Source organism: Kangiella sp. M94 (genome assembly GCF_054926195.1).
Genome location: NZ_CM142903.1, coordinates 2213486 through 2239362 on the forward strand (window position 1 = coordinate 2213486; position 25877 = coordinate 2239362).

Sequence of the window (25877 nt, forward strand, 5' to 3'; positions counted from 1 at the left end):
GAGTCTCTTTTAGCGACCTCTCATCAGTCGATAAAGCAATTTGCTTAACTTACCATATGGCGGGTAAATTAATTTCGAACTGGCAAATCGAGATTGCTTGAAAATACTTTTGGCATGAGAAAAAGTTTTAAAACCTTCAATGCCATGGTAGTGGCCCATACCACTCTGACCAATCCCACCAAAGGGAAGATTTTCCTGACTGACATGCAGGATAGTATCATTAACTGTGACACCGCCTGAATGAGTTTCGGTCATCAGCCGCTGATAATTATTTTTATTATTTGATAATAGATACAGTGCTAATGGTCGAGGTCGCTCCTTAATCGATTTGATAACATCACCGATCGAATCAAAAATGAATACTGGCAGTGATGGTCCAAAAATCTCCTGCTGCATGATCAACATATCATCGTTAGCATCAAGAACCAGGTACGGAGGCTGTTTTCTACCCGTGGTTTCTGAATCACGAAACAGAGGAACGAGCGTGGCCCCTTTCTCTTTAGCATCATCCAAAAGGGTTTGATGGCGCTCCCACTGTTTGTTATTAATCATTGCCGTATAGTGAGCTCTTTTCCAGTCAGGATAAAAGCTATTGGCTACAGACTTACAGGTGTTCACAAAATTGTCTTTATGCGAGCGGTGAAGGTATACATAATCAGGGGCAAGGCAAGTTTGTCCAGAGTTGAGCAGCTTGCCAAACAATAACTTCTCAACAGCTTTGTCTAACGGGTAACCTTCATCAATAATAGTTGGCGATTTCCCACCAAGCTCCAAGGTGACTGGTGTTAAATTCTCACTGGCTGCCGCCATCACTTTTTTGCCAATATTAGTCGAACCGGTAAATAATATATGATCGAAAGGTAGAGCAGAAAAATGAGCTGCAACTTCTGCATCGCCATTAACAATACTGACCCAATCCCTATCAATATACTTCTCACATAACTCTTTAAATAGCTGGCTAAAGTTTGGGGTAAACTCTGACATTTTAACCATCACTCTATTACCAGCAGCAATTGCAGCGACCATTGGTCCTATGGCCAGATAAAGAGGATAATTCCAAGGCACGATAATACCAACCACCCCTAGCGGCTGATACATAACTTTTGCAGTTGCGGGTTTAAACCAGATGCTTACGTTACGCTTTTCTGGCCTAACCCATGTTTTTATATGTTTACGGGCGTGTTGGATTGTTTTGATTGATGGGAAGATCTCAGCTATCTGGGTTTCGAAAGGTTCGCGATAGGAAAAGTCTGTATTAATAGCTTCAGTAATTGCCTGCTCATTCTTGAGCAACATTTTCTTGAGCTGCTTTAAGGTTTTACAGCGGTCTTGGATAGCAGGATACGGCTGTCTGAAAGCCAACTGCTTGAAATGGTTAAATTCCTGTTCCATTGCCACACTTATGAATATTTAGAATAAACTCAGCATAGCAAATTCTGAATGGAAATCTATAAACAATTTGGCCAGGAAGAACAACACTTTACTGGCTAAAGGAAGCGATCAAAGTACTCAAGAATTGTTTTTTCAAGAAAGAAACTGGCATTGCCAATACTAGCTTCATTCACAAAGCCAACATGACCACCATGAGAGCTTACTCTTAACTCCAGACAATCGGCCAATTGTTCATCGCTTGGGATAATATCCGGCGACATGAAAGGGTCATCTTGAGCATGCAGGATTAATGCTGGCTTGGTAATAGTTTTTAAATAATTAATACTCGATGCTGTGCGATAATAATCTTCTGCATCTTCAAATTCATTGAGCTTTGATGAGACCCGGTCATCAAACTCTCTAAATGAGCCAATAAGCATCAAATCTTTTAAGGTTAAATTGAGCTTTTTTAACAATCGGTCAGGTTCAAATTTGGCCGCTATTTTGCGTTTAAGAGCAGTCAGCAGATAGTGCTTATAAATTTTGGAGAAGCCTTGATCGATTGAATCAGCGCAAATGGACAAGTTAAACGGCGTTGACACAGCGCAACCGGCTGTAATATTAGCTTTATCACCCTGTTCACCTAGCCACTTTAATAATACGTTGGCACCTAGAGAATAGCCGGTAACAAATATCTTCTCGTTTTGCTTTCCACCATTTTGCTTAGTTTTAATTTCAGCTTCCACATGTTGCAAGACCTGATGTAGGTCTTCACTTCGACCCGAGTGGTAAGTCTTATCAAGCCGGTTCATTTCGCCACTACAGCCGCGCCAATAAACCAACACGCCGCGCCAACGACGCTGATGGATTTTAAACAACATTCTACGCAAGTAAGGTGAATCAATACCACCTTCCAGACCATGCAACAGAACTACAGTTGGAGCATTTCGATTAGGGTTCAACCAGTCAATATCTATGAAGTCACCATCCTCTAGCTCCACTCTTTGACGATGGAGCTTAGGTAATGGAATTTTAGGACTCAGTGGAGCCCAGAAGGTCTGCAGGTGACGATTGCTCAGCCACCATGGCGGATTGAAGTCACTTTCCTTGCGCATACTAATTTAATTTACTGTTATGAATGATATGCCTTACTCAACTCGTGTACTGAATCAATGAACACACCTGCTTTTTCAGGTGCGACGGTCTGATGTATACCATGCCCTAAATTGAATACATGGCCAGAACCTTTACCGTAGCTCGCCAAAATTGTCGCCACTTCTTCACGAATACGATCGTCTGCTGCATACAGTATGGATGGATCCATATTACCTTGCAATGCAACTTTACCATCTACTTTAGCACGGGCATCAGCTAAATCTGTTGTCCAGTCGACACCCAGACAATCACAACCTGTTGCCGCCATAATATCAAGCCATGCCCCACCACCTTTAGTAAACAAGGTTACCGGGATCGTTTTCCCTTCATATTCACGTTTCAGGCCATCAACAATTTTCTGCATGTAGCGCAGTGAAAACTCTTGGTAGTCTCTTGGGCTTAAAACGCCGCCCCAGGTATCAAAAATCATTAATGCCTGCGCGCCAGACTCAACTTGTGCATTAAGATATAAAATGATGGAGTCGGCTAATTTATCCAGCAACTGATGCATGACTGCTGGCTCACGATACATCATCCCCTTTACTTCGGAAAAATTCTTAGTGGTACCACCTTCAACCATATAGGTAGCCAGTGTCCACGGACTGCCGGAAAAACCAATTAAGGGCACTTCACCTTTCAACTCGCGACGTATAGTAGCTACCGCATCCGTAACATACTTCAGCTCCTGATTTGGATCAGGCATGGGTAAGGCTGCGACATCCGCTTTCGTTTTTACCGGATTGTGAAAAGCAGGACCTTCTCCGGGTGTGAAATACAGACCCAAACCCATAGCATCCGGTATCGTCAAAATATCTGAAAACAAAATAGCGGCATCAAGAGGATAACGTCGAAGCGGCTGCAAAGTAACCTCACAAGCAAGCTCTGGATTGGTACATAAATCCATAAAACTACCTGCTTCAGCACGTAATTCGCGATATTCAGGCAAATAACGACCTGCCTGGCGCATCATCCAGATGGGGGTTCTATCGACAGGTTGTTGTAAACAGGCTTTAAGATAACGATCGTTTTTTAGCGGGTGGCTCATAGTAGTGTCAGTTAGCCATTGTCATGGGGGCTATTATAAAGATTCTAGCAGTCTAAGACAGCCCAATATGCTATTTTACTGACTTATCTCACTAGCAATGGCAGAGAAGGGGCGAATCCAGGGCTGTTGATTTAATATACGAGCGGGAAGTGACAAAACAGCTTGCTCAGCCTCAGCGCGTGTTGCATAGGAACCCCACAGCACACGGTAACGAACTTCATCGTTAACACTGGCTTTATAAACATAGCTGTCAGCCAGATCTAAAGATTGCTGGAAGTCCATAGCTGCCTGCTGCTTGGTATTTGAATAAAGCTGAATACTGTAATGATCGCGGGATTGCGCTTCAAACCACTGTTCAAATTCTGGTTTAGCCGCAACGACCAACTCGGCAGGATTGGGCTCTGGTTCTGATAAAGCAATCTCAGCGATAGGATCTTCAGCCACATCTTTTTCTTCTGTACTAACACTCTTTTCACTTCCAGGTTGGGAAGCGGATTCTGTATGTCCATCCTCTTCTTGAGCGGCACTCTCAGTTGAGGGTTCTTCGATTATGGCCAACTTTTGATCATGTAAATCTGTGCTTTGAGGCTCGTCTGAGTCGGTAACAATCAGGGCAATAATAAAGACAACCACCGCAGCAGCCAGAATAGCCGATGTCCACCAGCCTTTATCTGCTTTCTCAAATGACTCATTGCTGTCATAACCACTGACCAGTCGTTGCATGCTTTTCTCCGCCTGCTCGATAATGACTCTGGGCAAACCTTTCGACGCATACCAGATAGTATCACTCTGCATTTGCGACAGCTGCATCATTTTAGGCCGATCGGAGAGTTGTTTTAACAAAAACTCATAACAATCTTGTTTGGAAAATAAAGGTAACGAAACGTGGTTATTATAGAAATCTGAGACGCGCTCACTGGTTCCTGTTTCGCCTAATAGAAGCCAAAACACATTATCCTTTGGTTCGGTCATATGCACTAAAAGGCTAGTTGAAGCTTCGTGAGCATCGTCAACAACGACGACTAATGGCTTGTTTCGAGTTGGAGGTAATTGGCTATAAAGCTGATCGAAAGTGCTTAAGGGATGAACTTGGACACGCTGACAATCAACAGATTCATCAAGTAAAAGACGTTTTTCTAAGATCCGTCCAAAAGAACTCTTGCCAGCTCCAAATTCACCCTCAACCAAAGTATAACCGCTATTGACGGCCTTATGTCGAATCAGCGAAATAAGACGCTTCCAGCTTTCAGGTAAATATAAAACTCTGTGCTCGGGTGCAAATGCATTCTTATTTTTAGACTGTTGAAATGCCATGATGTTAGTCGCCTAGCTCACTAATTTAGTCAAGAACTGCTCAATTTCATTGATAGCCACATCTTTCTTAATCATAACCTGTCCAACTTTTTCAGGCAAAATTAGCGTTAACATTTCACTGACATTTTTCTTGTCCAACCGCATCGCATTAGCGAGCTGACTAGAATTCAAGTCTCCGGGTACCTTCGTTGGCAAACCAAAACGTTCGATCAAAGCAATAATCTTATCCCGCTCATTTGCTCCCAGCAATTGCTGTTCATAGCTATAATCGGCAGCCAGACGCATGCCAATCGCTACCGCCTCACCATGCAGTAGCTGCCCATAACCTGCACATGTTTCAATAGCATGGCCAAAAGTATGGCCTAAATTTAACCAAGCTCTAACACCTTGCTCTTTTGCATCAAGGGCAACGATTTTCGCTTTTAAGTTACAGGCCCTTTCTATCATTGTAGTGATTGCTGTTTCATTCAGTTCAAGAATAGACTGAACATTATCGCTAAGCCATTCAAAGAAATCTCTATCACTAATAATACTGGCCTTGATGATTTCACTAATGCCAGCTAAATACTCTCTTTTGGGGAGGCTACTTAATGTAGACACATCTGATACAACCAGACTCGGTTGATGAAAGGCACCGATCAAATTTTTGCCAAGAGAGTGGTTAACGGCCGTTTTACCGCCGACCGAAGAGTCAACCTGAGATAACAGTGTCGTAGGAACCTGAATAACTGACATTCCACGATTAAGTGTTGCCGCAGCAAAGCCGGAAATATCGCCTATAACACCACCGCCAAGAGCTATTACGGTATCATTACGACGTAAACCAACCCTTATCATTTCATTAAGAATTGATTGCCACGAATCTAACGTTTTATATTGCTCACCATCAGGCAATAACCATGTATGAACTTTATATCGGCTGAGGGCTTGCTTGAGTGTGTCTAAATAAAGAGGGGCTACTGTTTCATTTGAAACAATAAAAACAGTGTTGCCTTTTAATGACTTGGCAAAGATCTCTTCTCTAAAAAGATCTTTACCAATTAAAATTTGATAATGTGACTGTTCTGTTGTGAATGATAAGTCTATTTTTTTCAATGGGTTATGGTTTTCAAGCTATAGGTTGTTCCATCAATTCAACAATCTCTTTAGCCACCGATTTAACAGAACTAATGTTGGTTGCAACGGTTAGATCTGCAATTTCCAAATAGAGCGGCTCGCGTTCTTTCATTAATGCCTCTAATGTTTCTCGCGGGTTATCATTTTGAATCAAGGGTCTTCTTTTATCACGTCGAGTTCTTTCTAATTGCTGCTCAATAGATGTTTCCAGGTAGACAACAACCCCCCTTGCAGCTAAGAAGTTACGGCTTTTATCCGAAACAATTGCCCCACCGCCAGTGGCCAGAACTATACCCTGACGCTGTGTAAGCTCTTCCAGAACCGACTCTTCTCTTTTACGAAAGCCATCTTCGCCTTCAATATCAAAGATCCAATCAATTGGCGCACCAGTCCGATCCTCAAGTTCGTGGTCACTATCCACAAACTCAAGCTTTAGAATTTCGGCCAACTGCTTGCCAATAGTTGTTTTACCGGCACCCATTGGTCCCACTAAAAAGATATTGCGCTTACCTTTCATTGTATTTTTTGAACTCTTCGATTACCAAAACAGATAAAAACCAAAAACCCAGGCGTGCGAATTATACCTGGGTTTTCAGTAATTGGGTACGAGTGATTAGTTTTTCAAGCCCTGCTCAATAATTTTTGGTGTTACAAATATGAGCAACTCTTGCTTAATGTCTTCACGCTGGGTATTTCTGAATAACCAACCCAACAATGGAATATCTCCTAACAAGGGTACTTTTGACTCATCGTAAGTTGTTCTGTGCTGGAAGATACCACCGAGAACAATAGTTTCCCCATTCTCAACTAATACCTGAGTGCCAACTTCTTGGGTATTAATCGCTGGAGCAGCGGCAACACCGTCAAAAATTAAAGCATCTCCTCTAGTATCCTGTATGATCCTTAAGTCCAAGATGACATTTCCATCTGGTGTAATCTGTGGGGTCACTCTCAACTCAAGCACTGCTTCCTTAAACTGGATTGTAGTTGCACCGCCACCACCGGCAGCGCCACCAGCGCTTTGCTGATAAGGAATCTCTTCACCAGCTTTGATGTAGGCTTCTTTTTGGTTAGCGGTAATCACTTTAGGGCTAGCAACCACTTCACCACGATTTTCAGATTCCAGCGCAGAAAGCTCCATATCAACAACGATACCATCTTGCAAACGAGCAAATGAAAGACCTAAAGAACCCGCCGGATTAGCAATAGGTAGGTTAACATTGAAGTCACTATCTACTTCTCCAGAGTTCATAGAGTCACTCACACCAAAACGAGCACCAAGGTCACGGGCAAAACCATCATCTGCAGTTACGATTCGAGCCTCGATAAGCACCTGCCTTACAGGGATATCAAGCTGAGCCACTAAGCGACGAACATCTTCCAACTTTGTCGCTACGTCTTGAACTAAAATAGTATTAGTCCTTTGATCAACGGACACTGAACCACGGTCAGAAAGAACACCAACTGATTTGCCTTCCTCCGAGCCCAAACCAGCCTGCAAAATTGCCGCAATCTCACCGGCCTTAGCATAGTTTATTTGAACTAGCTCAGTACGCAATGGTGCCAGTTCTTCCTGCTGCTTATTAGCTTCCAGCTCTTGTTGCTCACGTTGAGCAATAATGTCTGCTGGAGCAATCATCATGACATTACCTTCTTGACGCTTTCCTAAACCTTTCGATTTAAGAATAATGTCTAACGCTTGATCCCAAGGTACATTGACTAAATTCAAAGCCATTGAACCTTTTACATCATCACTGATAACAATGTTAATACCAGCGAAATCACCCAAAGTATGTAAGATTGCTTTCAGATCCATATCCTGGAACTGAAGGGTAAGTTTTTCACCTGAGTATTTAGGCTGTTCACGTTCACGTTTTTCAATTTCTTGTTGAGTAAGCGGTTTTAACTCAATCGTATATTGGTCATTGGCCTGATAAGCTAGGTATTCGAAAGTATCATTTGCTCTAATCGCCAGACGCACACCATTGCTACGAGTACTGGTTTCAACGATCTGTGCTGGAGTACCAAAGTCGATGACATCAAGACGACGAATTAATGCAGGATCAATATCGGCACCCATAAAGTCAGCAATAACTGTTCTTCCCTCTTGACGTAAGTCGACAGCAACATTTGGATTGCCAAGGTTGATAAGCACACGCCCCTCGCCATTGACTCCACGACGGAAATCAATACCTGAAATGTCATAGGCATCATCACTATAAGTCGAAGTACGAGCAGGTTTGCTGGATGAACTGTTGTTCGCTACATTACCCTGGTCAAGCGTCACAACATAGTCGCTGCCTTCTATCTGACTGTTGTATGAAACAAGTTCAGACAAGTTGATCACTACTCGAGTTTTATTTTGAGCCTGTATAGCCGTCACTGAATTAACAACTCCGACACCAACTTCCTTAGTCTTAAAACTCAAGGCTGAGTCCACGCCTTCGAAATCCATCGAAATTCTCGCTGGATTAGCAGTGGTAAACTCCTGCGGGGTTGGAGGCACATCTGAGTAAGTCATTCTCAACTGCACCTTATCGCCCGGCAGAACATTATAGTTAATAGATTCAAGCTGACTGGCATCAACGCCGAAGGATACGAGCATCGCAACAGCGAATACCGAACAGCTTTTCATAAATGTAGTAGTCTTTGTCAACATAGTCGATTTACCTAATTGTGACTTGTTTGTCCATAAATGGTTTGTATTCTTCATAGTCCAGCCCCCTACTGCCCTAAGACAAGGTATTGTGTGCGAGCTTCCCAACACCCACGACCATTGGGAACTATGGCTTCAATAGTGATTTGGTTACTATCAATCTTAGTGATGCGACCATCATCTAAGCCAAGATACTCACCTTCATGAACAGGTTGTATTACGCCTGCACTGTCACCACTTAAAATCTTCACCAGACCGCGGTGCTCTTTGTTATTGGAAATCAGGCCCACATACTGCAATGCATCAAGCCCATATTTTTCTAATTCATGTTTGCGTCGATTTGGATCCGGTTTAATATCTGAAACACAATCGGCATCAATTTGTAAAAGTCGACTTTCAAACTCAGGATCCAAGCTTGCAAACGGGCTACGCATATCCGATGCCGCATAAGAGAATGGCTCGTATGGCTTCACTTCCGGCAAGGCAGGTACGCTAGTCGGTGTCTCATCTTTAATCTGTTGAACCTGTGCCTGTAGGCTGGACAAGTCAGCATCCTCACAACCTGCAAGCATCCCCATCATCACTGATAACCCCAGTAGGGTTGCTATTTTGTTATTACGGTAACTCACTGCTGCTCATCCTCTGATTCATAACGATAAGTTTTGGCAAGTACACTGAAGCTTAAGCGCTCTGCCCCCTCAGACTCCGATTGAGAACCTCTTCTATTGTTTCCAGCTGAACGCGCTGGTTCAATTTTAAAATCATGCAAAGTCACGATACGAGGTAAACCCGAAATGCGGCTGACGAAGTCTGCAATCTGATGATAACTACCAGTCGCCAAAATTTGGATTGGCTTCTCGATATAAAACTCTTGTTTTACTTCATCTAAATACTTATGCGATAACAGCTCGACGCCAGCGCCCGTTGCCGCATATGAAATCTCGTCTAACAGACCAGGAATTTCTGTATTACGAGGCAACTGTTGCAGCAAGCCCTTAAAGGTCTCCTGCATTTCAGCCATTTGATCGCGATAAGCTTGTAAGTTAGCTGCTTTTTTGTACTTGGTTTTGAACTCTTCAATCAACTGCGACTCTTTACTTCTTTCAGATTCCAGCTGACTAACTTGTTCATTAGTATCGAAATAATAACCAAGCCCTAATACCACTAACATCACAGCCACGATTACAAATATCTTCCCCGGAAGAGGCCACGATCCAATGTTATTAAAGTCTTGATATTGACTTAAATCAGCCATTATTGACCTCCTTCCGGTTGGCCATTTTTCATGCCTGGTGTTTTCTGCTCAGCATCCAACACGAATTTCTGTGATGGCATACCTTTACTGTCTTTACTTACATCTCTTAATGCCTTGGTATGAAGCCTTTCTGCTGCATCCATTTTACGCATAAATTCAGAAATGCGAGGGTTAGTTTCGGCCTGACCGGTGAAGGTTAAATTATTTCCTTTCCGTTCCCAGGTTGTTAAGTTAATGCCTTCCGGTACAACATGAACCAACTCATCAAACATACGAACCACTTCCGGACGACTTTGTTGCAAGCCCTGAATTAAGTCCATACGTTTAATCAGCTCTTCACGTTGCTTTTCAAGCTTATTAATTTCCTGAATCTGACGGTCAAGCTGTCTCAACTCGGTTTCGAGAAACTGATTACGCGCCTGTTGGCTTTCAATTCTTGACGCCATTACTGTATGAACCAGAAACCAGATAAGGCCTGCTAAAATAGCCATTAAAAATAGCGTAATGAAGAATTCTTTTTGTCTTTCCTGGCGTAACTCCTCACGCCAATCAAGTAAGTTAATGTGTGCCATTAGTCGAAACTCCTTAGTGCTAGTCCACAGCTAATCATCATTGCTGGCGCATCCGCACTTAAAGCCTGAGTATTCACATGAGAGGATATCGACATCTCAGCGAAAGGATTAGCAACACGTGTTGGGGTTCCCAAATGTTCTTGAATCATGCCATCAAGGCCATCAATTGAAGCACAACCACCCGCTAAGATAATTTCATTAACTGAGTTAAACTCACTGGCAGAAAAGAAGAACTGTAAAGCACGCCCTACTTGTTGGGTAATGATCTCTGCAAACGGGATGAGCACTTCAGTTTCATAATCATCAGGCAAACTACCTTGCTTTTTAGCTAAGCCAGCCTCCTGATATGACAAGCCGTAGCGACTTTGAATTTCCTCAGTTAACTGGTTACCACCGAATAGTTGCTCACGGTTATAAATAACCTGACCATTCCTCAGTACATTCAAACTGGTCATGGTTGCACCAATATCCACAATCGCCACCACTGAATTTTCAATGTGCTCGATAGTTTTCTTTTTGGTTAATTGATAAGCACGCTCGATAGCATAAGCCTCAATATCAACCACTTTAGGAATTAAACCGGCTATTTCCAATGCATCAATACGAGAGTCCACATTCACGCTTCGCGAAGCAGCCAATAACACATCCACTTGATTATCGTTTACCTCAGAGTCTCCCAAAACCTGGAAGTCCAGATTAACCTCTTCCAGTGGATAAGGGATATATTGATCCGCCTCAACCTTGATGACGTCTTCCATCTCTTGGTCAGTCAGGCCTTTTTCCATCTGAATAGAACGAGTGATAACCGCAGAGCCAGAAACGGCCACGGCTGCATATTTAGTTGTAGTACGCGCTTTGTCGACCGCTTTTTTGATCGCATTGCCTACGGCTTCAGTATCACGAATATCACGCTCAACCACAACGCCTTGTGGCAGTGGCTCAACCGCATAGCGGTCAACTCTGTAACGATTCCCCACTTTTCCAAGCTGGAGCACCTTAACAGCGGTGGAGCTGATATCGATACCGATTACCGGTACTTGTTTCTTTTTGAATAACCCCAGAACCATAAATCCTATGCCTCATTCAGTTGGTTCAACATCTTCCCTATACGTTATCTATCTTAGACATGTCCCCAAAAAAGTGAATACTTTTTCATCACGAAAGTTAAACTTTTTTATTAACTAACGTCTCTAAGATACTATATTTACACTGATTTACAAAAAAATTCAGCCTTTTTTTTAGAAAAAGGTATACTGGTGCTCAATTAATTCCCGAGCTTACACGGCCTACAATAGAACTTTCTGAAAAAATGACCATCAATATATTGAAGAAATTAGCCTTTTTTGTGAGTCTACTCACAATATTTATGGTTTTAATCGTTCTTGGCGCTTACCTCTTTTCTGCGCCACAAGTGCCTGCGATTGACTCTTTAAAGAATGTAAAATTTCAAACTCCAATGCGCATTTATACCGCCGATGAGAAACTGATCGGCGAGTTTGGTGATGTTCGCCGCGTCCCTGTCGATCTTGAGCAAGTTCCCCAAGACTTCATTAATGCGCTTATTGCGACAGAAGATCAACGTTTTTTTGAACATAGCGGCGTTGATATTCAAGGACTGTTACGTGTGCTCAAAGTTGCACTCTTCAGTGGTGAGTTTTCTGAAGGTGCCAGTACTCTAACGATGCAGACCGCTCGGAACATGTTTCTGACCCGAGATCAACGTCTACAACGAAAATTGGTCGAAATGTTTCTCGCCATTAAAATGGAAGAGGAGCTCAGCAAGCAGGAAATTCTCGAAATATACGTTAACAAGGTTCATTTCAGCCACCGTGCCTATGGTTTAGGAGCCGCAGCTCAAGTCTATTATGGTAAAGAGCTCACTGAGCTGACTCTACCACAAGCCGCTATGATGGCTGGGTTATTAAAAGGTGAATCAGCCTATAACCCAATCTCCAATCCAGAGCGAGCATTTCACCGCCGTAATCTTGTCTTAAGCCGCATGCTTGGCCAAAACTATATTGACGAGCAAACTTATGAAGCCGCCATTGCATCCCCATTAACAGCTAAAAAGCACACCGCTGAGCTTGATTTGGACGCTCCCTATGTAGCAGAAATGGCGCGCATTGATGTGATTAACCAGTTCGGACGGGATGTCGCTTATAATCAAGGATTAATCGTCAAGACAACCATTGATTCCAAACAGCAAAAAGCTGCCAGCAAAGCTTTGCGTGATGGCCTCTTAGAATATGACCGCCGCCACGGCTATAAGGGACCAGAATTAATATTAGAAGAGTTCGATGCTAACGCAACTGACGAACTGTTAACCCTACTTGAAAGTACTCCCTCGGTGGGACCTTTGGTTCCTGCGGTCGTGCTCAATGTTGATGAGCAATCGATAGAAGTACTCAGTAAAGACAACCAAGTGCTCACTATTAAGTGGCCTGGTCTTGAGTGGGCCGCAAAATATATCAATGATTCCCGCATCGGCAATAAGCCACAGAAGGCAGCGGATATAGTTAGCGCTGGCAGCGTTGTACGTATACTGCAGGTAGCTGACGATGAGTGGCACCTTAGCCAGATACCTGAAGCATCGGCTGGTTTCGTCGCCCTAAACCCACATGACGGCTCGATTACAGCTCTGGTTGGCGGTTTCGACTTCTCTTCAAATAAATTTAATCTTGTCACTCAAGCGCGTCGCCAGCCGGGATCAAACATCAAACCATTCATCTATGCAGCGGCTTTCTCAAAGGGCTTTACTGCGGCGAGTCTGGTCAATGATGCTCCCTATGTGCGTGTCAATGAGTCTATTGATGAAGTCTGGCGTCCACAAAATGACAACCTGAAATATAATGGTCCAACACGTTTGAGAATTGGCTTAAAGCGCTCCATCAATACTATTTCGACACGTTTGATTGACTCTGTCGGTGCTGATTATACCGAGCAATTTCTGGTCAATATAGGCCTGCCTGATGAGCATATGGACCCTTATCAGTCATTAGCTCTGGGTACTGCCAGCTTTACCCCATTAGAAATGGCCTCTGCTTATGCGGTACTTGCCAATGGCGGTTATCAAGTGGATCCCTATTACATCCACGAGATTAGCTCCTCTGTTGGGGACATCTTATACCAGGCCAGCCCCATGCTGGTATGTGATGAATGCGAACAAATGCGCATTGAAAATCAGATCCGAGAGCAGAAACACTCCCCTGAGATTCGTAATGAACCGGCATTACCCATGCCTGAAGATCGTATCGCAAAGCAAGTGGTCGATCCCAGAGATGCTTTCATCATCTATGACATGATGAAAGATGTTATTCATAGCGGTACTGCTACCACTCAGTTAGCGCGCCGCAATAGCTCACTGCTAAAGCGCAACGACCTTGCCGGTAAAACCGGAACCGCCAATGATTATAAGGATGCCTGGTTCTCCGGCTTTAATAGAGAAGTGGTGGCCACTTCCTGGGTTGGATTTTCTGACCACCGCCGCAGCTTGGGACAATATGAGTATGGTGGGCGAGCAGCTTTACCTATATGGGCAACCTTCATGGAGCAAGTGTTAGAAGGTACTTCATCAAAAGAAATGATCCAGCCACCCGGTGTTGTATCCACCAAAATTGATCCCGAAACAGGCAAGCTAGCAGCTCTGGGGCAGACTAATGCTATCTTTGAGTTTTTCCGGGATGACACTGTACCAACAGAAGTTGCTCAACAAGGTGGAGAAGACTTCAACACCATATACAATACTCGCCAACAGGAAGAGCCGGTCGATAGTCTATTTGATGATGAACTCATGCGCCTTTTGGAAGAACCCATTTCTGAACAGGATAAAAAAGAAAAGGACTCTGCCGAAGGGTTAGAAAAACAGCTCGATGATGAGCTTAATCAATTATTACGAGAGTCCGAGCAACAACAGCAAGAAGAGGAAGTCACCGAGCCAGACTCAATTTTCTAACTGAAATACATAGTCGTTTTTGATACTTCTTTTAAACTCAAAGCATAAAAAAAGGCACTTAAATAAGTGCCTTTTTTATGTTCCTTATTAAACCAGCTATTCGCTTAGTTTAATTTACGGTTGCCGAAACGCTTACGGAAACGATCAACACGGCCACCTGAGTCAACCATCTTCTGCTTACCTGTATAGAAAGGGTGGCAAGCTGAACATACGTCCAAGTTTACGTCTGCACCGGTTGAGCCCACTTCAATAACATTACCGCAACTGCAAGTTGCAGTTACTGTTTTATAATTCGGGTGAATACCTTGTTTCATAATATAGATCTCTTGTTACGAGTCGCCATTCGGGCAACAGCCTTATTACTGCGCCAAACACCACTCAAGATTTAAAGAAGCGCGATCATACGCTTAGATACCCTCCAGATCAAGTCTTCGGGGCCTATAATTAAGCGCTAAGTCTATGTTCTGCTCTACTGACGTGGCAGCGATGGTGGCATCAAAATATCGACACCAAACAGGAAGTCTCCATCAATGGAGAAGGCTCGTTCTGCCAGTTTTTGACCACCAATGCCTACCACGCTGATGGTGTAATTGCCGTTCGTCAGACCATCAACGCGATAATATCCAAAAGGGTCGGTCAGAGTTTCAGTCATCACCTCACCATCCTCATTAAACAGCGTTAACCTCACATTCGATAACGCCTGCCCATTGGCCGATCTTAACTGCCCCATGGCACTGTATTCAGACTTAACAGCAAACTCCACATGAGTCACTGATGATGGCGCTACTTTGATGACATGACTTTTTGACTCAGGCACCATATCAATGGGCATAAACTCACCATCCAGCATGATTTTATACAAGCCTGGAGTTACATAATCTAAATAGAAAGTACAAGCTTTTACCGGAACCTTGTAAGCAGCACCATTCAGCAAGACACTGACATGCTCCAACTGGTCACAATCATCATCGGTTTTTAGGGTCCCAGCAATGGTTCCTGCGGTGTTGTAGGCAAGTCGATTATTACTCGGAACAAAGCTACCCTTTGCGACAGTGAAATCCATTGAAATCCTGGCATAGGCCGATAATCCGCCGTCAAACTGCGGATCCGCATCACGTAGCCTTAAGTCAAAATAGACACCAGGCATCAGCTGAGTACGATACTCGGTGAAAATACCCACTCCATATTCATTGGAGTGATTGAGTTCAAAACGAAACTGCTGGTGGTCTGTCCAATCTTTGGGATACCAATAAAATCCCACCGCCTGTTCGATAATGGTATTTTCATAGGTTCGCTCGCCAATAGTATCTTTGTACATACGACCTGACATATAGCCATTTACATTGTCTGCTGCTTTCCACTCGAAGCGACCGGTTTGCTCTTCTGGTTTATGAGTTATCCTGAAACGGGAATCCCGAGAGGGGCGGTAATATAATTCACTCCGATAGTCGCCATCAGAATCTGGGCGCGTTCCAACAGAAAAATTCTGGGTTGGGCTGTAAAAAATACCGGGCTTTATATAACTGACTTTATCGCCTGTTTCCTGATATCTACCTAACAATTCTAATCGCAATGATGGATCGGGCGTATAATAGTAGTAACTGTTGGCAGAGGTAACTTTCTCATCTCTACCCTCATAAAAGTTGGCCTCTTCCTGTCGCACATAAGTCGACATTCGCCAATTTTTACCGAAACCATCCAGCTCTAACTGGGCTGCATTTGCCTCATTACGATTAGCAAAACGCAAGGCGCTAACAAAATTGTTGCCTAAGGAAGTAACAATCCCAGTTGTTGTCACCGAAGAATCATCCAGTAAATAACCTGCTTCAATGGTGGTTCCATCAGTAATACCGTAACGGTATAAAAACATCCCTGCCTCGCCCTGAGCAACGTAATCAGGATCCAGCCAATTTCCTTTGCGCCCCAAAGCAACACTGGTCACCACCTGTCCTTCGCTTAGCAAATAATCTGAGCTGGCTCTGGTTTTTAACTGGCGCTCTAATTCCGAGCGGTTAACAGGGTCAAGTATGACCACTTCTATCTCATTAAATAAGCTAGACTCTGTTCTAAACTCGCCAAAATCATAGGTGCCATCCAAGCGTACAAATGTTTCGCCAACCAATTGATTATTCACATAAAGTTCAGCGATTGCTCCAGGTTCGGCGGTGCCCCGAATGCGCTGCACCGAGTTGCCTAACTCACGAAAAAAACTCGACTGAGAAATATCCTGATAAGCGTTATACGGAATGGCCTGATTGCTGTAAAAATATTGCCCACCGGTTAGAGTAACCGCAGGGGAAATGACTGAAGGACTAACAGTTTGCTTTCCCAGTAACCATTGATGATGGTCGGTTCGTTTGGTCCAAAAATAATCATCCAGCTTCCACTCATCATCATTCAATTTTTCAGCATCTATCAACCAGGAACCTTCAGCTACGGAACCTGTTGCCACCAACTCGCTTCGTTCAGTAATGACATCAAACTCCAGAGCTTCATCATCTTTCTCGACGCCTAGCACTTCATGCGATAAACGAACCTGGCGCAAGCTAAAGGGATCAGGACCGAACTCCACCTCCAATGATTCCGCCAGGGCCTCCCCTGGCTTTTGTTCTTCTTGCCACGGCGGCAGAAAAGTCACCGCATATTTGGCCGGATCAAAGCGCGCATTAACTTTTAAATATTCATTTAAAGTGCCCAGAGAGGCCCATAACTCACCATCAATGCGGTAAGTGACTCGCGAAGACATCTCCACCTCGCTGCCAGGCACGCGAATGGTTAAAATTCCGTGTTCTAAGGTATAGCTTGCTTGAATAACAGGAAAAACTTCTTTGATTGGAACCAGATAATCACTTTCAGTCTGGACGATATCCAAAACTAAAACTTCTTTTTTATTGACCTCAAGGCCGACCAAAATCTTACGAAAACCATAAGAGCGTCCGCCACCATAGCCTGAACTGGCAGCATCGAATAAGGCATTTTGAATATTTACCGGACGATGAAAATCGAGCGGATCTTTTGTTGAAGACTCAACGAAAGGTTCACTTTGTGTTTGAGAATAAGATGCCAAAGGCATGCACAATAGCAGCCCCGACAAAAACAATTTTGTCCATGAAATCGCTTTCAATTGTTAATTTATTCCCCAGAGTTAATTCTATAGACTTCGGCAAAGCTTTGATCACCAACAGTGGCCTTGATTGCCACAACGTAAGGTTCATTTAATAGTTCTTTAATAGGCACTGGCGAAGTAACCTGACGACGTGTTCCTGCAAAAACAGGCTTCGCGGATAGTCTGCCACTAGCCAAAGCACCCAATTTATTGACCGTCATTTTATTGCTGTCTAATCGCTTCAGGATATCTGCATCCGAGCCGGCCTCTGATGCTTTCATCGCAATAAAAACACCCTCCGGTCGAACATAGGCATTACCTTTACTGGCGATATCAAATACAAACTGCAACTTGATCGGATCAAAATCCATTCCCAACAATTCAGCTTCTCGCTTAACCTCACCAAAATAGGCGTAAATGGGCACCCCAACATTGAATTTGAAATTTAAGCCTTTACCTTCGTCAGTAAGTTGTCTGAAAAACACCATCGCTCGATGCTCGCCATCCTCCGGTTTAACACGAGGGCGAACAGCCAGGCGTACCGTCTGCTGACTCTTAGCGGGAATGGTCAAACGTACCGGGTTTATAATCAGCCACTGATTAAGACTTTGTTCATTAGGGGGTAAAGAGCGGTAATTATTGTTGGCATCAAAATCCCAGTTCTGAACATTCACTTCTACCACCATCGGTTTACTGCCCAAATTAAGAACCGTAATACTCTCTGAGGCTTTTTTATCAGGTGTCATCTCGATTCGTGAAGGAGAAATCGCCAGTTTAGGTTCTAAATTTTGTGCAGCTTTCACTTCGGCGCTGAGCAACAACACAAAACCAAAGGCAAAAGCCGTTTTTAAAATAGCGGAGATAGAATTGAATGGGGACATAGTCGGGCTCATGGATGGTTGGACACTAGATACAGTTTATCAGTGCTTGGTTACCGTTCCAATTGTCATAAATACTGACCGACAAGTTTGAACTATAACTCCCAGACTCATTAGCCTGCGAAACGTCGACAGTCAGTCGCACTCTTCCTTCGGCTGTAATCAACTTACCGTTGCCATGATGGCGTCGCAATTCGGTAATAATGGTTTCAACATTGGTCACTGTTAAACATGAGTTTGCACTGCTACAGATTTTGTTGTCGCCAATTGCCAAACCACTAAATTCATACTGAGCGGAGAGAAAGCCTTTAAAACCACCACCGCTATTGGAAGTTACTCGCCAAACCCAGTCGCTGGTGTCGGTGGTGACGATGCCATTAAACGAATTATTGACGTCAGTTGCTATGTTGAGATCAAGTGGCGTACCGATCGTAATCTGACCTGTTTTAGTAGTGTTGAAACCAACTGATTGCGAGGAACTATCATTGCCGGTACCTGTCAGATCACCGCGTCTTAGCTGAATGGTTAAACGCGACGACTCACATCGGGCATCAGACTGTTGAGCAGCCTCAGCTTCTCCAGCACTGAACAGGCTAAAAGCAGAGACTAGAGCTATGACAAAAAAAGCCGAACAATTCATGCTCGGCTTTTTAGTACAGGCAAACATTTGAATAGACCCGCAAACTCGATATTAAGAACCTACAACAGTAATGGTGTAGCTAGCGCTTACGTTGTCGGTTGTGATTTGTGACAAGTCTAAATCAAAAGAAACAGAACCAGTCTGTAAAGAAGGCGATGGTGTGGTAATTTGCTCGATAGCTAAATTGCCAACTGATGCATCACTGCCATTATCAACAATTGAAGGCTGTAAACTTGTATAACCAAAGCTACGAACACCCCAGCTGTTATCAAGAGTAATCGTAGGGTTTGTACCTGCAGCATTGTTAGTGAAGGCCAAATCAACTAAACCAGCGTTAATCTCGCCAGTCTTAGGTGTGTTGTCACCAACTGCACAGTCATCAGTTGTACAGTTTGAATCAAGTAATGGACCAAATTGGTCAGCAGCCATTGTTAAATCAATGTCAGTGTATCCATAAAGGATCACCACATTAGGTAGATCAATGTCTACATCTACGTCAAGTGAAGCTGCATTAGTCACAGGAGCAGCCATAAAAGCTGGTAACAAACCAAAAGTTAAAGCAGTTCTTTTCAAATAGTTCATGGGAGAAACCTCTATCGAGTCGAATTTTGTGAACTGTATCACGGAAAAGAACAAAAGATCGAGTCACATATGCATTACTTTTTGTATGAATTTTGTAGCGCTAATTTGATACATTTTGATACAAAGCAGGGTAATCAATTGCTTAGATCTCAAATTCAACAAGTCACATTTGACTTGTTTATTTGTTAAATATGAATCAGTTACAGAATAACTGCTTGACACATCTTAGCATAAAAAAACGACCCAAAAGGGTCGTGAAATGTTATGTAAAATTATTACTATTATAAAAAGAATTCAGCCTAACTCATACGATTACTAGTCTTTACTGAGTTCAAATAGCGCTTTTATGGCAACCAGTAACGTCGCAGATCCAACAAAATAACCAATATTATGCATGATATCGCCGATCGTTTGTCCGACCATTGGTAGTGAATCTAAGGAATATGCTGACATCATAAATGCAATAGCTGCGATTAAGAAACGACGAGTCTCCCCACTGGAAATATTTAAAAACCCAACGACCAGACCTAATGCTGCTAATAGCCACGGAAACCATTCCACATTAATAAAAGCACCAATGATCGCGATGATCAGACCTGCCAGAAAAGCTAAAGTACCGATTTTCATAGATTACCCCCATTGTTGATATTTTTGGTTGATGTATTTTTCTGATTTGCATATATATTGTGTTCTATCGACACTTTTGTTAGCAAATCTTGTAGACAATGCTACATTAACAGACTTTTTCTTGAACACAAGTCGTACCAGTACAATTCTTGTACGCATTACCGCTCAGAAATTAAAGTTGCCTTAACCGTCCAGTCTTTCTATCCTTAGCCCAACTTCAACCGATAATCATCCCATGTCCCAATCCAGGCTCATTCTTAACGTCGCAGTACCCACGCCCTTGCGTCGCAGTTTCGACTATCTAGTGGGACAGTGTGCAATACCACCTGTAGGTGGCCGAGTAAGAGTTCCCTTTGGGCGACAGCAATTGGTAGGGGTGGTCATTGGCCATAGTACAGAATCATCCACCCCTGAACATAAGCTAAAGTCCATTCTTGAAGCGATTGATGAGCAACCTTTACTGCCCTCCCATTTATTTAAATTGCTTTTATGGTCAGCTGATTATTATCAACATCCGATTGGCGATGTGTTTAATACCTGCTTACCTGGCTTGCTCAATAAAGGTGAACCAGCAGTTTTAGAACCCGAATACTACTGGCAATTAACAGCAGAGGGTGAAAAGAGTTTTGAGACCCTGAGCAAAAACGCTGTTAAACAGCATAAGATTCTCAACTGGGCTTTGCAGCACCAGAAAGTTATAAGCGCAGCGCACCTTCAAGAGCTAGAATTGATTCCCAGTCAACTTAAACCGCTGGTCGACAAAGGCTGGCTCATTAAAAAAGAGGTTGAACTTAATACCAAACCCTATACTCAGAGCAATCAGCCATTGAGCTTAAATCCTGAGCAACAGGATGCCGTCAGTGCCATGCAACAATCGGTCGGTCAATTTCACGGCTTCCTGTTAGATGGTGTAACTGGCAGCGGCAAGACCGAGGTCTATCTTCAGCTCATTGAGCAGGTACTAATAAAGGAGCAACAGGTACTGGTACTGGTGCCTGAAATTGGGCTCACGCCACAAACCGTAGAGCGTTTTCAACGTCGCTTTAATTGCGATATAGCTATGCTTCACTCAGGTTTAACAGACAGACAACGCTTGAACATTTGGCTAAAGGCAAAGCAAGGACTTACTTCGGTTGTCATTGGCACCCGCTCAGCCCTGTTCACTCCCTTTTCCGATCTCGGTTTAATCGTCGTTGATGAAGAGCATGACATATCTTATAAACAACAAGATGGCTTCCGTTATTCGGCCCGAGACTTGGCCATTCTGCGCGCCCGGGATGAACGGGCGCCGATTGTGCTAGGCAGCGCCACCCCATCCATGGAGTCAGTCCACAATGTCAATCAAGGCAAACTCACTCATTTAACATTGCGCAAACGAGCCGCCGACGCCAAGCCACCGCACATTAAAGTGCTGGATATTCGTCAACGCCATCTGGAAAACGGTTTGTCGCAACCATTGATTGACAATATGAAACACCACCTGGACAAGGGGAACCAGTGTCTGGTATTTCTCAATCGACGCGGCTTTGCTCCCAGTTTGATGTGCCACAATTGTGGATGGATTGCAGATTGCCAGCGCTGCGATAAGCACATGACATTGCATTTGCAACAAAAGCGATTGCATTGCCACCATTGTGACAAACAGGTCTTCATGCCAAAAAAATGTCCAGACTGCGGTGAAACTGAACTTTTCCCTATTGGTCTGGGAACCGAACGCCTTGAGCAAGCTTTAATCAAAGCATTCCCCAATAAGAAAGTGGTTCGTATCGACCGAGACAGTACTCGTCGCAAACAGGCCATGCAGGATTACGTCACCGCCATAAAAAATAATGAGGTGGATATTTTAGTCGGCACACAGATGCTGGCCAAAGGACATCACTTCCCCAACCTGACCATGGTCGCAGTGGTCGATATCGATGGCTGCCTGTTCAGCGCCGACTTTCGGGCAACAGAACGCACTGCACAACTGCTGACCCAAGTTGCTGGACGCGCAGGTCGTGCCGACAAACCAGGAGAGGTGGTTATTCAAACTCACCACCCAGAACATCCTTTATTACTTAGCTTATTTACTCAAGATTACCAATCGCTGAGCCAGCAGATATTATCCGAACGCCAAGAAGGGCAATTACCACCCTACACTTCTATGGCACTGTTTCGCGCAGAAGCCAGCACACTGCAATACCCAATGGAGTTTTTAAGCGAAGTCGCAAAGCAATTGGGCCAAGTTCCCGGTCTTGATTGCTTTGGCCCATTTCCAGCGCCAATGGCCAAACGTGCCGGAAAAATGCGCGCGCAGTTATTATGTCAGGCCGAGCAACGCGGTTTGATACAGCGCGCTGTGAAGCCCGTTATTTCCAGCATCGAACAGCTACCCAGTGCGCGAAAAGTTCGCTGGTCAATCGATATTGACCCGCAGGATCCTTTTTAAAAGAGTGAGCAAGTCGAATGTTGCAGTAGCACCGGCTCACACATTTCATATTGCCAGTTGGCTAACCGCTGAATAGCCCTTACAATACTCACCATTGATAATTTTCCCTGACTGGATTAAGTACCTGATTAGGGTGTTTTGCTTTCGTGCTTGCTGACTTTATTCAACAATCATTACCTAAGACCGTACTTTGCCTTTTTAAGTACATAATAAAAGAGTTCAAGAATGACCAAGGATTACGCCAAAAAACGTAAAACAGCGCGCAAAAGTAATAAGCGTAGCTCACGTCAAACCCCGCCTTCTCGCAAGCAAGTGTCGCCTATCCTGGTATTTGTCGGTGGAATCTTAGTCACACTAGTTGCTGTTTTTTTGTGGCTGCTGGTCAAAAAGCCCGAAATCATTAAAGAAGTAATGCCCGTAAAGGAACAAGCCCCAACAGAACAAGCGCAGGAAACAAAACAACAAGCAGCGACTGAAGAAACTGCCTCAGAACCTACTTTTACTTACCATGAGACCTTAACCAATAAAGAAATCAAGGTTGATGCAACACAAGCTGTGCAAACTAATAGCAGCAAAACCTATGTCATGCAGTGTGGTGCTTTCAGGAAAGTGGAAGATGCAGAATCATTAAAGGCAGAAATGGCCTTTATCGGCTTTCAGGCCAATGTGGAAGAAAAAGACGGCTGGTATCGAGTTCGCCTCGGGCCATATAGCACCAAGCGTGCCGCAGAAAGCGACCGCCATAAATTACAGGATAATAACTATCAGGACTGTCGTATCTGGTAACACAGCGTATTTAAAGTGAATACCACTCTCCCACATCAAAGCCCGATTTATTCGGGCTTTTTGTTACAATTTACCACCATCGCTAAACTGTAAATTCTCCTTGAATTTACTCCCTCAGACCCCATCTAGCCTCTATTGCCAAGAATAAGACAGAATGCGGAGACAGTTTTGGAACAATATCGTGGAACGACTATTTTATCAGTGCGACGAAATGGCACTGTAGTGATCGGTGGTGATGGCCAGGTATCGCTGGGCAACACCATTATGAAAGGCAACGCGCGTAAGGTTCGTCGCCTCTACAATGATCAGGTAATCGCAGGCTTTGCCGGCGGTACAGCTGATGCCTTCACCTTATTTGAGCGCTTCGAGAAAAAGCTCGAAGCCCACGGTGGCAAATTGATGCGCGCAGCAGTTGAACTGGCCAAAGATTGGCGTACCGATCGTGCGCTACGTCGCCTGGAAGCCTTGCTGGCAGTTGCTGATAAAGAGAACTCTCTGATCATTACCGGTAATGGTGATGTTATTCAGCCTGAAGATGATTTGATCGCTATTGGCTCTGGCGGCCCGTTTGCTCAATCAGCCGCGAAAGCACTGATGCAAAAAACCGATTTAAGTGCGCGTGAAATTGTTGAGACTGGGCTTACCATCGCTGGTGACGTGTGTATCTATACCAATCATAACCAGACGATTGAAGAGCTTAGTTATTAATGGTCTTTAGTGCCTTCATCATCACTATTTGCTACCTATTGAGTTAGCTACTCAATCAACAATACCGAATTCACAGAATCAAAGCTTCTTTAAATAAAGAGCACCTAATAAAGAGTATTACATTATGTCTATGACACCTCGTGAAATTGTCCATGAACTGGATAAACACATTATTGGCCAGAAAGATGCCAAGCGCTCAGTCGCCATTGCCTTACGCAACCGTTGGCGAAGAATGCAGGTTGACGAAGATCTGCGTAACGAAATCACCCCTAAGAACATTTTAATGATTGGCCCAACAGGCGTCGGCAAAACTGAGATTGCCCGCCGCCTGGCTAAACTGGCCAACGCTCCTTTTATTAAAGTTGAAGCCACCAAATTTACTGAAGTCGGTTATGTGGGTCGTGACGTCGAATCAATTATCCGCGATTTGGTGGATGCAGCCTTCAAGATGCTACGCGAGCAGGAAATGGCTAAAGTACAGAACCGTGCCCATGATGCAGCAGAAGAAAGAGTACTTGATGCTTTATTGCCACCGCCGCGTAAATCAAGCGATAGCCAGTGGGATGAGCAACCCCAGGCTCAAGATTCTTCGGCTCGCCAGATTTTCCGCAAGAAACTGCGTCAGGGCGAGCTTGATGATAAGGATATCGAAATTGATGTTGCCCAAATGGCAGTAGGTATCGATATCATGGCACCTCCCGGCATGGAAGACATGACCAGCCAGTTACAATCCATGTTCCAAAGCATGTCACCGAGCAAAAGCAAACAGCGCAAATTGAAAGTGAAAGATGCTCTGAAAATGCTAACCGAAGAAGAAGCTGCCAAGCTGATTGATCAGGAAGAGTTAAAGATTAAAGCCGTGGAAGCAGTTGAACAACACGGTATCGTCTTTCTTGATGAGATTGATAAAGTTGCCAAGCGTGGTGAACAGAATGACGGCGGTGTATCGCGCGAAGGTGTGCAGCGTGATCTATTACCCTTAGTCGAGGGCTGTACCGTCAATACTAAATACGGCATGTTAAAAACTGACCATATCCTCTTTATTGCCTCCGGCGCTTTCCATTTATCAAAGCCGTCTGATCTGATTCCTGAGCTTCAAGGTCGCTTGCCTATTCGTGTCGAATTGCGAGCCCTAACCCCAGATGACTTTAAGCGTATCTTAACCGAACCTGATGCCGCATTAACCAAACAGTATCAAGCACTGTTAGCTACCGAAGGTAAAACCATAAAGTTTGACGAAAGCGGCATCGAAAAAATTGCTGAATACGCTTTCCAGGTTAACGAGAGCACAGAAAATATCGGTGCTCGTCGACTGCATACGGTTATGGAGCGGCTATTAGATGAAGCCTCGTTTGATGCCAGTGAAGATGATGAGACATTATTGATTGATGAGGCTTATGTCACTAAACAGCTCTCCGAGTTAGCTGATGACGAAGACTTGAGTCGCTTTATTTTATAAGACAATTAATTTTAACTATTACAAAAAGCCCCGCATAAGCAGGGCTTTTTTGTTTAAAAAAAGCAAAGAATAGTTCAACGCCTTGAAATACCTACCTTTTACGCCATAGGTATTTACTGATTAGCAATTTCAATCCAATAGATACTATCTAAGATAAATACAGGGGTCATCCCATTTTTTAACAAAAAGCATGGCCGCATCACAAAGAAACCATAAACGCATTAAAA

At 43.8% G+C, this 25877-nt stretch carries 22 protein-coding genes; 5 read left to right on the forward strand and 17 right to left on the reverse strand.

The features are described 5' to 3' along the window. Positions 1-9: 9 nt before the first annotated feature. The 11 genes from ACYTXU_RS10190 to ACYTXU_RS10240 all read right to left on the reverse strand — a co-directional run bounded on the left by ACYTXU_RS10190 (position 10) and on the right by ACYTXU_RS10240 (position 11551). Positions 10-1392, reverse strand: coding sequence for a coniferyl aldehyde dehydrogenase (locus ACYTXU_RS10190; protein ID WP_462206627.1), 1383 nt, complete (start codon positions 1390-1392; stop codon positions 10-12). Between the two features lie 95 nt (positions 1393-1487). Further along, positions 1488-2486, reverse strand: coding sequence for a hydrolase (locus tag ACYTXU_RS10195; protein WP_462206628.1), 999 nt, complete (start codon positions 2484-2486; stop codon positions 1488-1490). A gap of 17 nt (positions 2487-2503) precedes the next feature. After that, complete coding sequence (hemE, locus tag ACYTXU_RS10200; protein ID WP_462206629.1) at positions 2504-3571, reverse strand: uroporphyrinogen decarboxylase; 1068 nt, start codon at positions 3569-3571, stop codon at positions 2504-2506. Positions 3572-3646: 75 nt separating this feature from the next. Next, positions 3647-4885: an SPOR domain-containing protein gene (locus ACYTXU_RS10205; protein WP_462206630.1), complete on the reverse strand. Its 1239-nt coding sequence runs from the start codon at positions 4883-4885 to the stop codon at positions 3647-3649. 12 nt (positions 4886-4897) lie between these two features. After that, positions 4898-5980, reverse strand: a complete 1083-nt coding sequence (aroB, locus tag ACYTXU_RS10210; RefSeq protein WP_462206632.1) for a 3-dehydroquinate synthase — start codon at positions 5978-5980, stop codon at positions 4898-4900. Between the two features lie 13 nt (positions 5981-5993). Further along, a complete protein-coding gene (gene aroK / locus ACYTXU_RS10215; RefSeq protein ID WP_462206634.1) occupies positions 5994-6518 on the reverse strand; it encodes a shikimate kinase AroK in 525 nt (174 codons plus the stop codon). A 96-nt stretch (positions 6519-6614) separates the two neighbouring features. After that, positions 6615-8714, reverse strand: a complete 2100-nt coding sequence (gene pilQ, locus ACYTXU_RS10220; protein ID WP_462206636.1) for a type IV pilus secretin PilQ — start codon at positions 8712-8714, stop codon at positions 6615-6617. Positions 8715-8725: 11 nt separating this feature from the next. Next, positions 8726-9286, reverse strand: a complete 561-nt coding sequence (locus ACYTXU_RS10225; protein ID WP_462206637.1) for a pilus assembly protein PilP — start codon at positions 9284-9286, stop codon at positions 8726-8728. Further along, positions 9283-9912, reverse strand: a complete 630-nt coding sequence (locus ACYTXU_RS10230; protein WP_462206638.1) for a type IV pilus inner membrane component PilO — start codon at positions 9910-9912, stop codon at positions 9283-9285. The genes ACYTXU_RS10225 and ACYTXU_RS10230 overlap by 4 nt, the downstream gene beginning before the upstream one ends. Further along, on the reverse strand, positions 9912-10484 hold the full coding sequence (locus tag ACYTXU_RS10235) for a PilN domain-containing protein (protein WP_462206639.1): 573 nt from the start codon (positions 10482-10484) through the stop codon (positions 9912-9914). Before ACYTXU_RS10235 ends, ACYTXU_RS10230 begins: the two co-directional genes overlap by 1 nt. Next, a complete protein-coding gene (locus ACYTXU_RS10240) occupies positions 10484-11551 on the reverse strand; it encodes a pilus assembly protein PilM (protein ID WP_462206640.1) in 1068 nt (355 codons plus the stop codon). Before ACYTXU_RS10240 ends, ACYTXU_RS10235 begins: the two co-directional genes overlap by 1 nt. A gap of 278 nt (positions 11552-11829) precedes the next feature. On the opposite strand from ACYTXU_RS10240, the gene ACYTXU_RS10245 reads away from it, so the two are divergent. Next, complete coding sequence (locus ACYTXU_RS10245; protein WP_462206641.1) at positions 11830-14436, forward strand: penicillin-binding protein 1A; 2607 nt, start codon at positions 11830-11832, stop codon at positions 14434-14436. A gap of 104 nt (positions 14437-14540) precedes the next feature. Here the strand turns inward: ACYTXU_RS10245 and rpmE are convergent, their stop codons facing one another. The 6 genes from rpmE to ACYTXU_RS10275 form a co-directional block, all read right to left on the reverse strand. Further along, positions 14541-14750, reverse strand: coding sequence for a 50S ribosomal protein L31 (gene rpmE, locus ACYTXU_RS10250; RefSeq protein WP_462206642.1), 210 nt, complete (start codon positions 14748-14750; stop codon positions 14541-14543). A 155-nt stretch (positions 14751-14905) separates the two neighbouring features. Next, positions 14906-17509, reverse strand: coding sequence for a carboxypeptidase regulatory-like domain-containing protein (locus ACYTXU_RS10255; protein ID WP_462206644.1), 2604 nt, complete (start codon positions 17507-17509; stop codon positions 14906-14908). A 59-nt stretch (positions 17510-17568) separates the two neighbouring features. After that, positions 17569-18423 carry a fimbrial biogenesis chaperone gene (locus tag ACYTXU_RS10260; protein WP_462206645.1) on the reverse strand — a complete coding sequence of 285 codons (855 nt, stop codon included), beginning with the start codon at positions 18421-18423 and terminating at the stop codon, positions 17569-17571. A gap of 25 nt (positions 18424-18448) precedes the next feature. Beyond that, positions 18449-19060 carry a hypothetical protein gene (locus ACYTXU_RS10265; protein ID WP_462206646.1) on the reverse strand — a complete coding sequence of 204 codons (612 nt, stop codon included), beginning with the start codon at positions 19058-19060 and terminating at the stop codon, positions 18449-18451. Positions 19061-19111: 51 nt separating this feature from the next. Then, positions 19112-19642, reverse strand: a complete 531-nt coding sequence (locus ACYTXU_RS10270; RefSeq protein WP_462206647.1) for a hypothetical protein — start codon at positions 19640-19642, stop codon at positions 19112-19114. A 315-nt stretch (positions 19643-19957) separates the two neighbouring features. Beyond that, on the reverse strand, positions 19958-20269 hold the full coding sequence (locus tag ACYTXU_RS10275; protein WP_462206649.1) for a hypothetical protein: 312 nt from the start codon (positions 20267-20269) through the stop codon (positions 19958-19960). 235 nt (positions 20270-20504) lie between these two features. Here ACYTXU_RS10275 and priA point away from each other — a divergent pair, with 235 nt between their 5' ends. From priA to hslU, 4 genes are all read left to right on the forward strand, one after another. After that, positions 20505-22697 carry a primosomal protein N' gene (gene priA / locus ACYTXU_RS10280; protein ID WP_462206650.1) on the forward strand — a complete coding sequence of 731 codons (2193 nt, stop codon included), beginning with the start codon at positions 20505-20507 and terminating at the stop codon, positions 22695-22697. A 225-nt stretch (positions 22698-22922) separates the two neighbouring features. Next, positions 22923-23483, forward strand: coding sequence for an SPOR domain-containing protein (locus tag ACYTXU_RS10285; protein ID WP_462206651.1), 561 nt, complete (start codon positions 22923-22925; stop codon positions 23481-23483). Positions 23484-23651: 168 nt separating this feature from the next. Then, on the forward strand, positions 23652-24191 hold the full coding sequence (gene hslV, locus ACYTXU_RS10290) for an ATP-dependent protease subunit HslV (RefSeq protein ID WP_015781269.1): 540 nt from the start codon (positions 23652-23654) through the stop codon (positions 24189-24191). Between the two features lie 124 nt (positions 24192-24315). Beyond that, complete coding sequence (gene hslU / locus ACYTXU_RS10295) at positions 24316-25650, forward strand: ATP-dependent protease ATPase subunit HslU (RefSeq protein ID WP_462206652.1); 1335 nt, start codon at positions 24316-24318, stop codon at positions 25648-25650. Positions 25651-25877: the final 227 nt, after the last annotated feature.

Bases quoted from the DNA above. Each gene is read 5' to 3' on its own strand.
- ACYTXU_RS10285 (WP_462206651.1), top strand. From the start codon at position 22,923: ATGACCAAGGATTACGCCAAAAAACGTAAAACAGCGCGCAAAAGTAAT.
- ACYTXU_RS10230 (WP_462206638.1), bottom strand. From the start codon at position 9,912: ATGGCTGATTTAAGTCAATATCAAGACTTTAATAACATTGGATCGTGG.
- ACYTXU_RS10255 (WP_462206644.1), bottom strand. From the start codon at position 17,509: ATGCCTTTGGCATCTTATTCTCAAACACAAAGTGAACCTTTCGTTGAG.
- ACYTXU_RS10275 (WP_462206649.1), bottom strand. From the start codon at position 20,269: ATGAAAATCGGTACTTTAGCTTTTCTGGCAGGTCTGATCATCGCGATC.
- aroK (WP_462206634.1), bottom strand. From the start codon at position 6,518: ATGAAAGGTAAGCGCAATATCTTTTTAGTGGGACCAATGGGTGCCGGT.
- pilQ (WP_462206636.1), bottom strand. From the start codon at position 8,714: ATGAAGAATACAAACCATTTATGGACAAACAAGTCACAATTAGGTAAA.
- ACYTXU_RS10235 (WP_462206639.1), bottom strand. From the start codon at position 10,484: ATGGCACACATTAACTTACTTGATTGGCGTGAGGAGTTACGCCAGGAA.
- ACYTXU_RS10265 (WP_462206646.1), bottom strand. From the start codon at position 19,060: ATGAATTGTTCGGCTTTTTTTGTCATAGCTCTAGTCTCTGCTTTTAGC.
- ACYTXU_RS10260 (WP_462206645.1), bottom strand. From the start codon at position 18,423: ATGTCCCCATTCAATTCTATCTCCGCTATTTTAAAAACGGCTTTTGCC.
- hemE (WP_462206629.1), bottom strand. From the start codon at position 3,571: ATGAGCCACCCGCTAAAAAACGATCGTTATCTTAAAGCCTGTTTACAA.
- ACYTXU_RS10205 (WP_462206630.1), bottom strand. From the start codon at position 4,885: ATGGCATTTCAACAGTCTAAAAATAAGAATGCATTTGCACCCGAGCAC.
- priA (WP_462206650.1), top strand. From the start codon at position 20,505: ATGTCCCAATCCAGGCTCATTCTTAACGTCGCAGTACCCACGCCCTTG.
- rpmE (WP_462206642.1), bottom strand. From the start codon at position 14,750: ATGAAACAAGGTATTCACCCGAATTATAAAACAGTAACTGCAACTTGC.
- ACYTXU_RS10190 (WP_462206627.1), bottom strand. From the start codon at position 1,392: ATGGAACAGGAATTTAACCATTTCAAGCAGTTGGCTTTCAGACAGCCG.
- hslU (WP_462206652.1), top strand. From the start codon at position 24,316: ATGTCTATGACACCTCGTGAAATTGTCCATGAACTGGATAAACACATT.
- ACYTXU_RS10270 (WP_462206647.1), bottom strand. From the start codon at position 19,642: ATGAACTATTTGAAAAGAACTGCTTTAACTTTTGGTTTGTTACCAGCT.
- ACYTXU_RS10240 (WP_462206640.1), bottom strand. From the start codon at position 11,551: ATGGTTCTGGGGTTATTCAAAAAGAAACAAGTACCGGTAATCGGTATC.
- ACYTXU_RS10195 (WP_462206628.1), bottom strand. From the start codon at position 2,486: ATGCGCAAGGAAAGTGACTTCAATCCGCCATGGTGGCTGAGCAATCGT.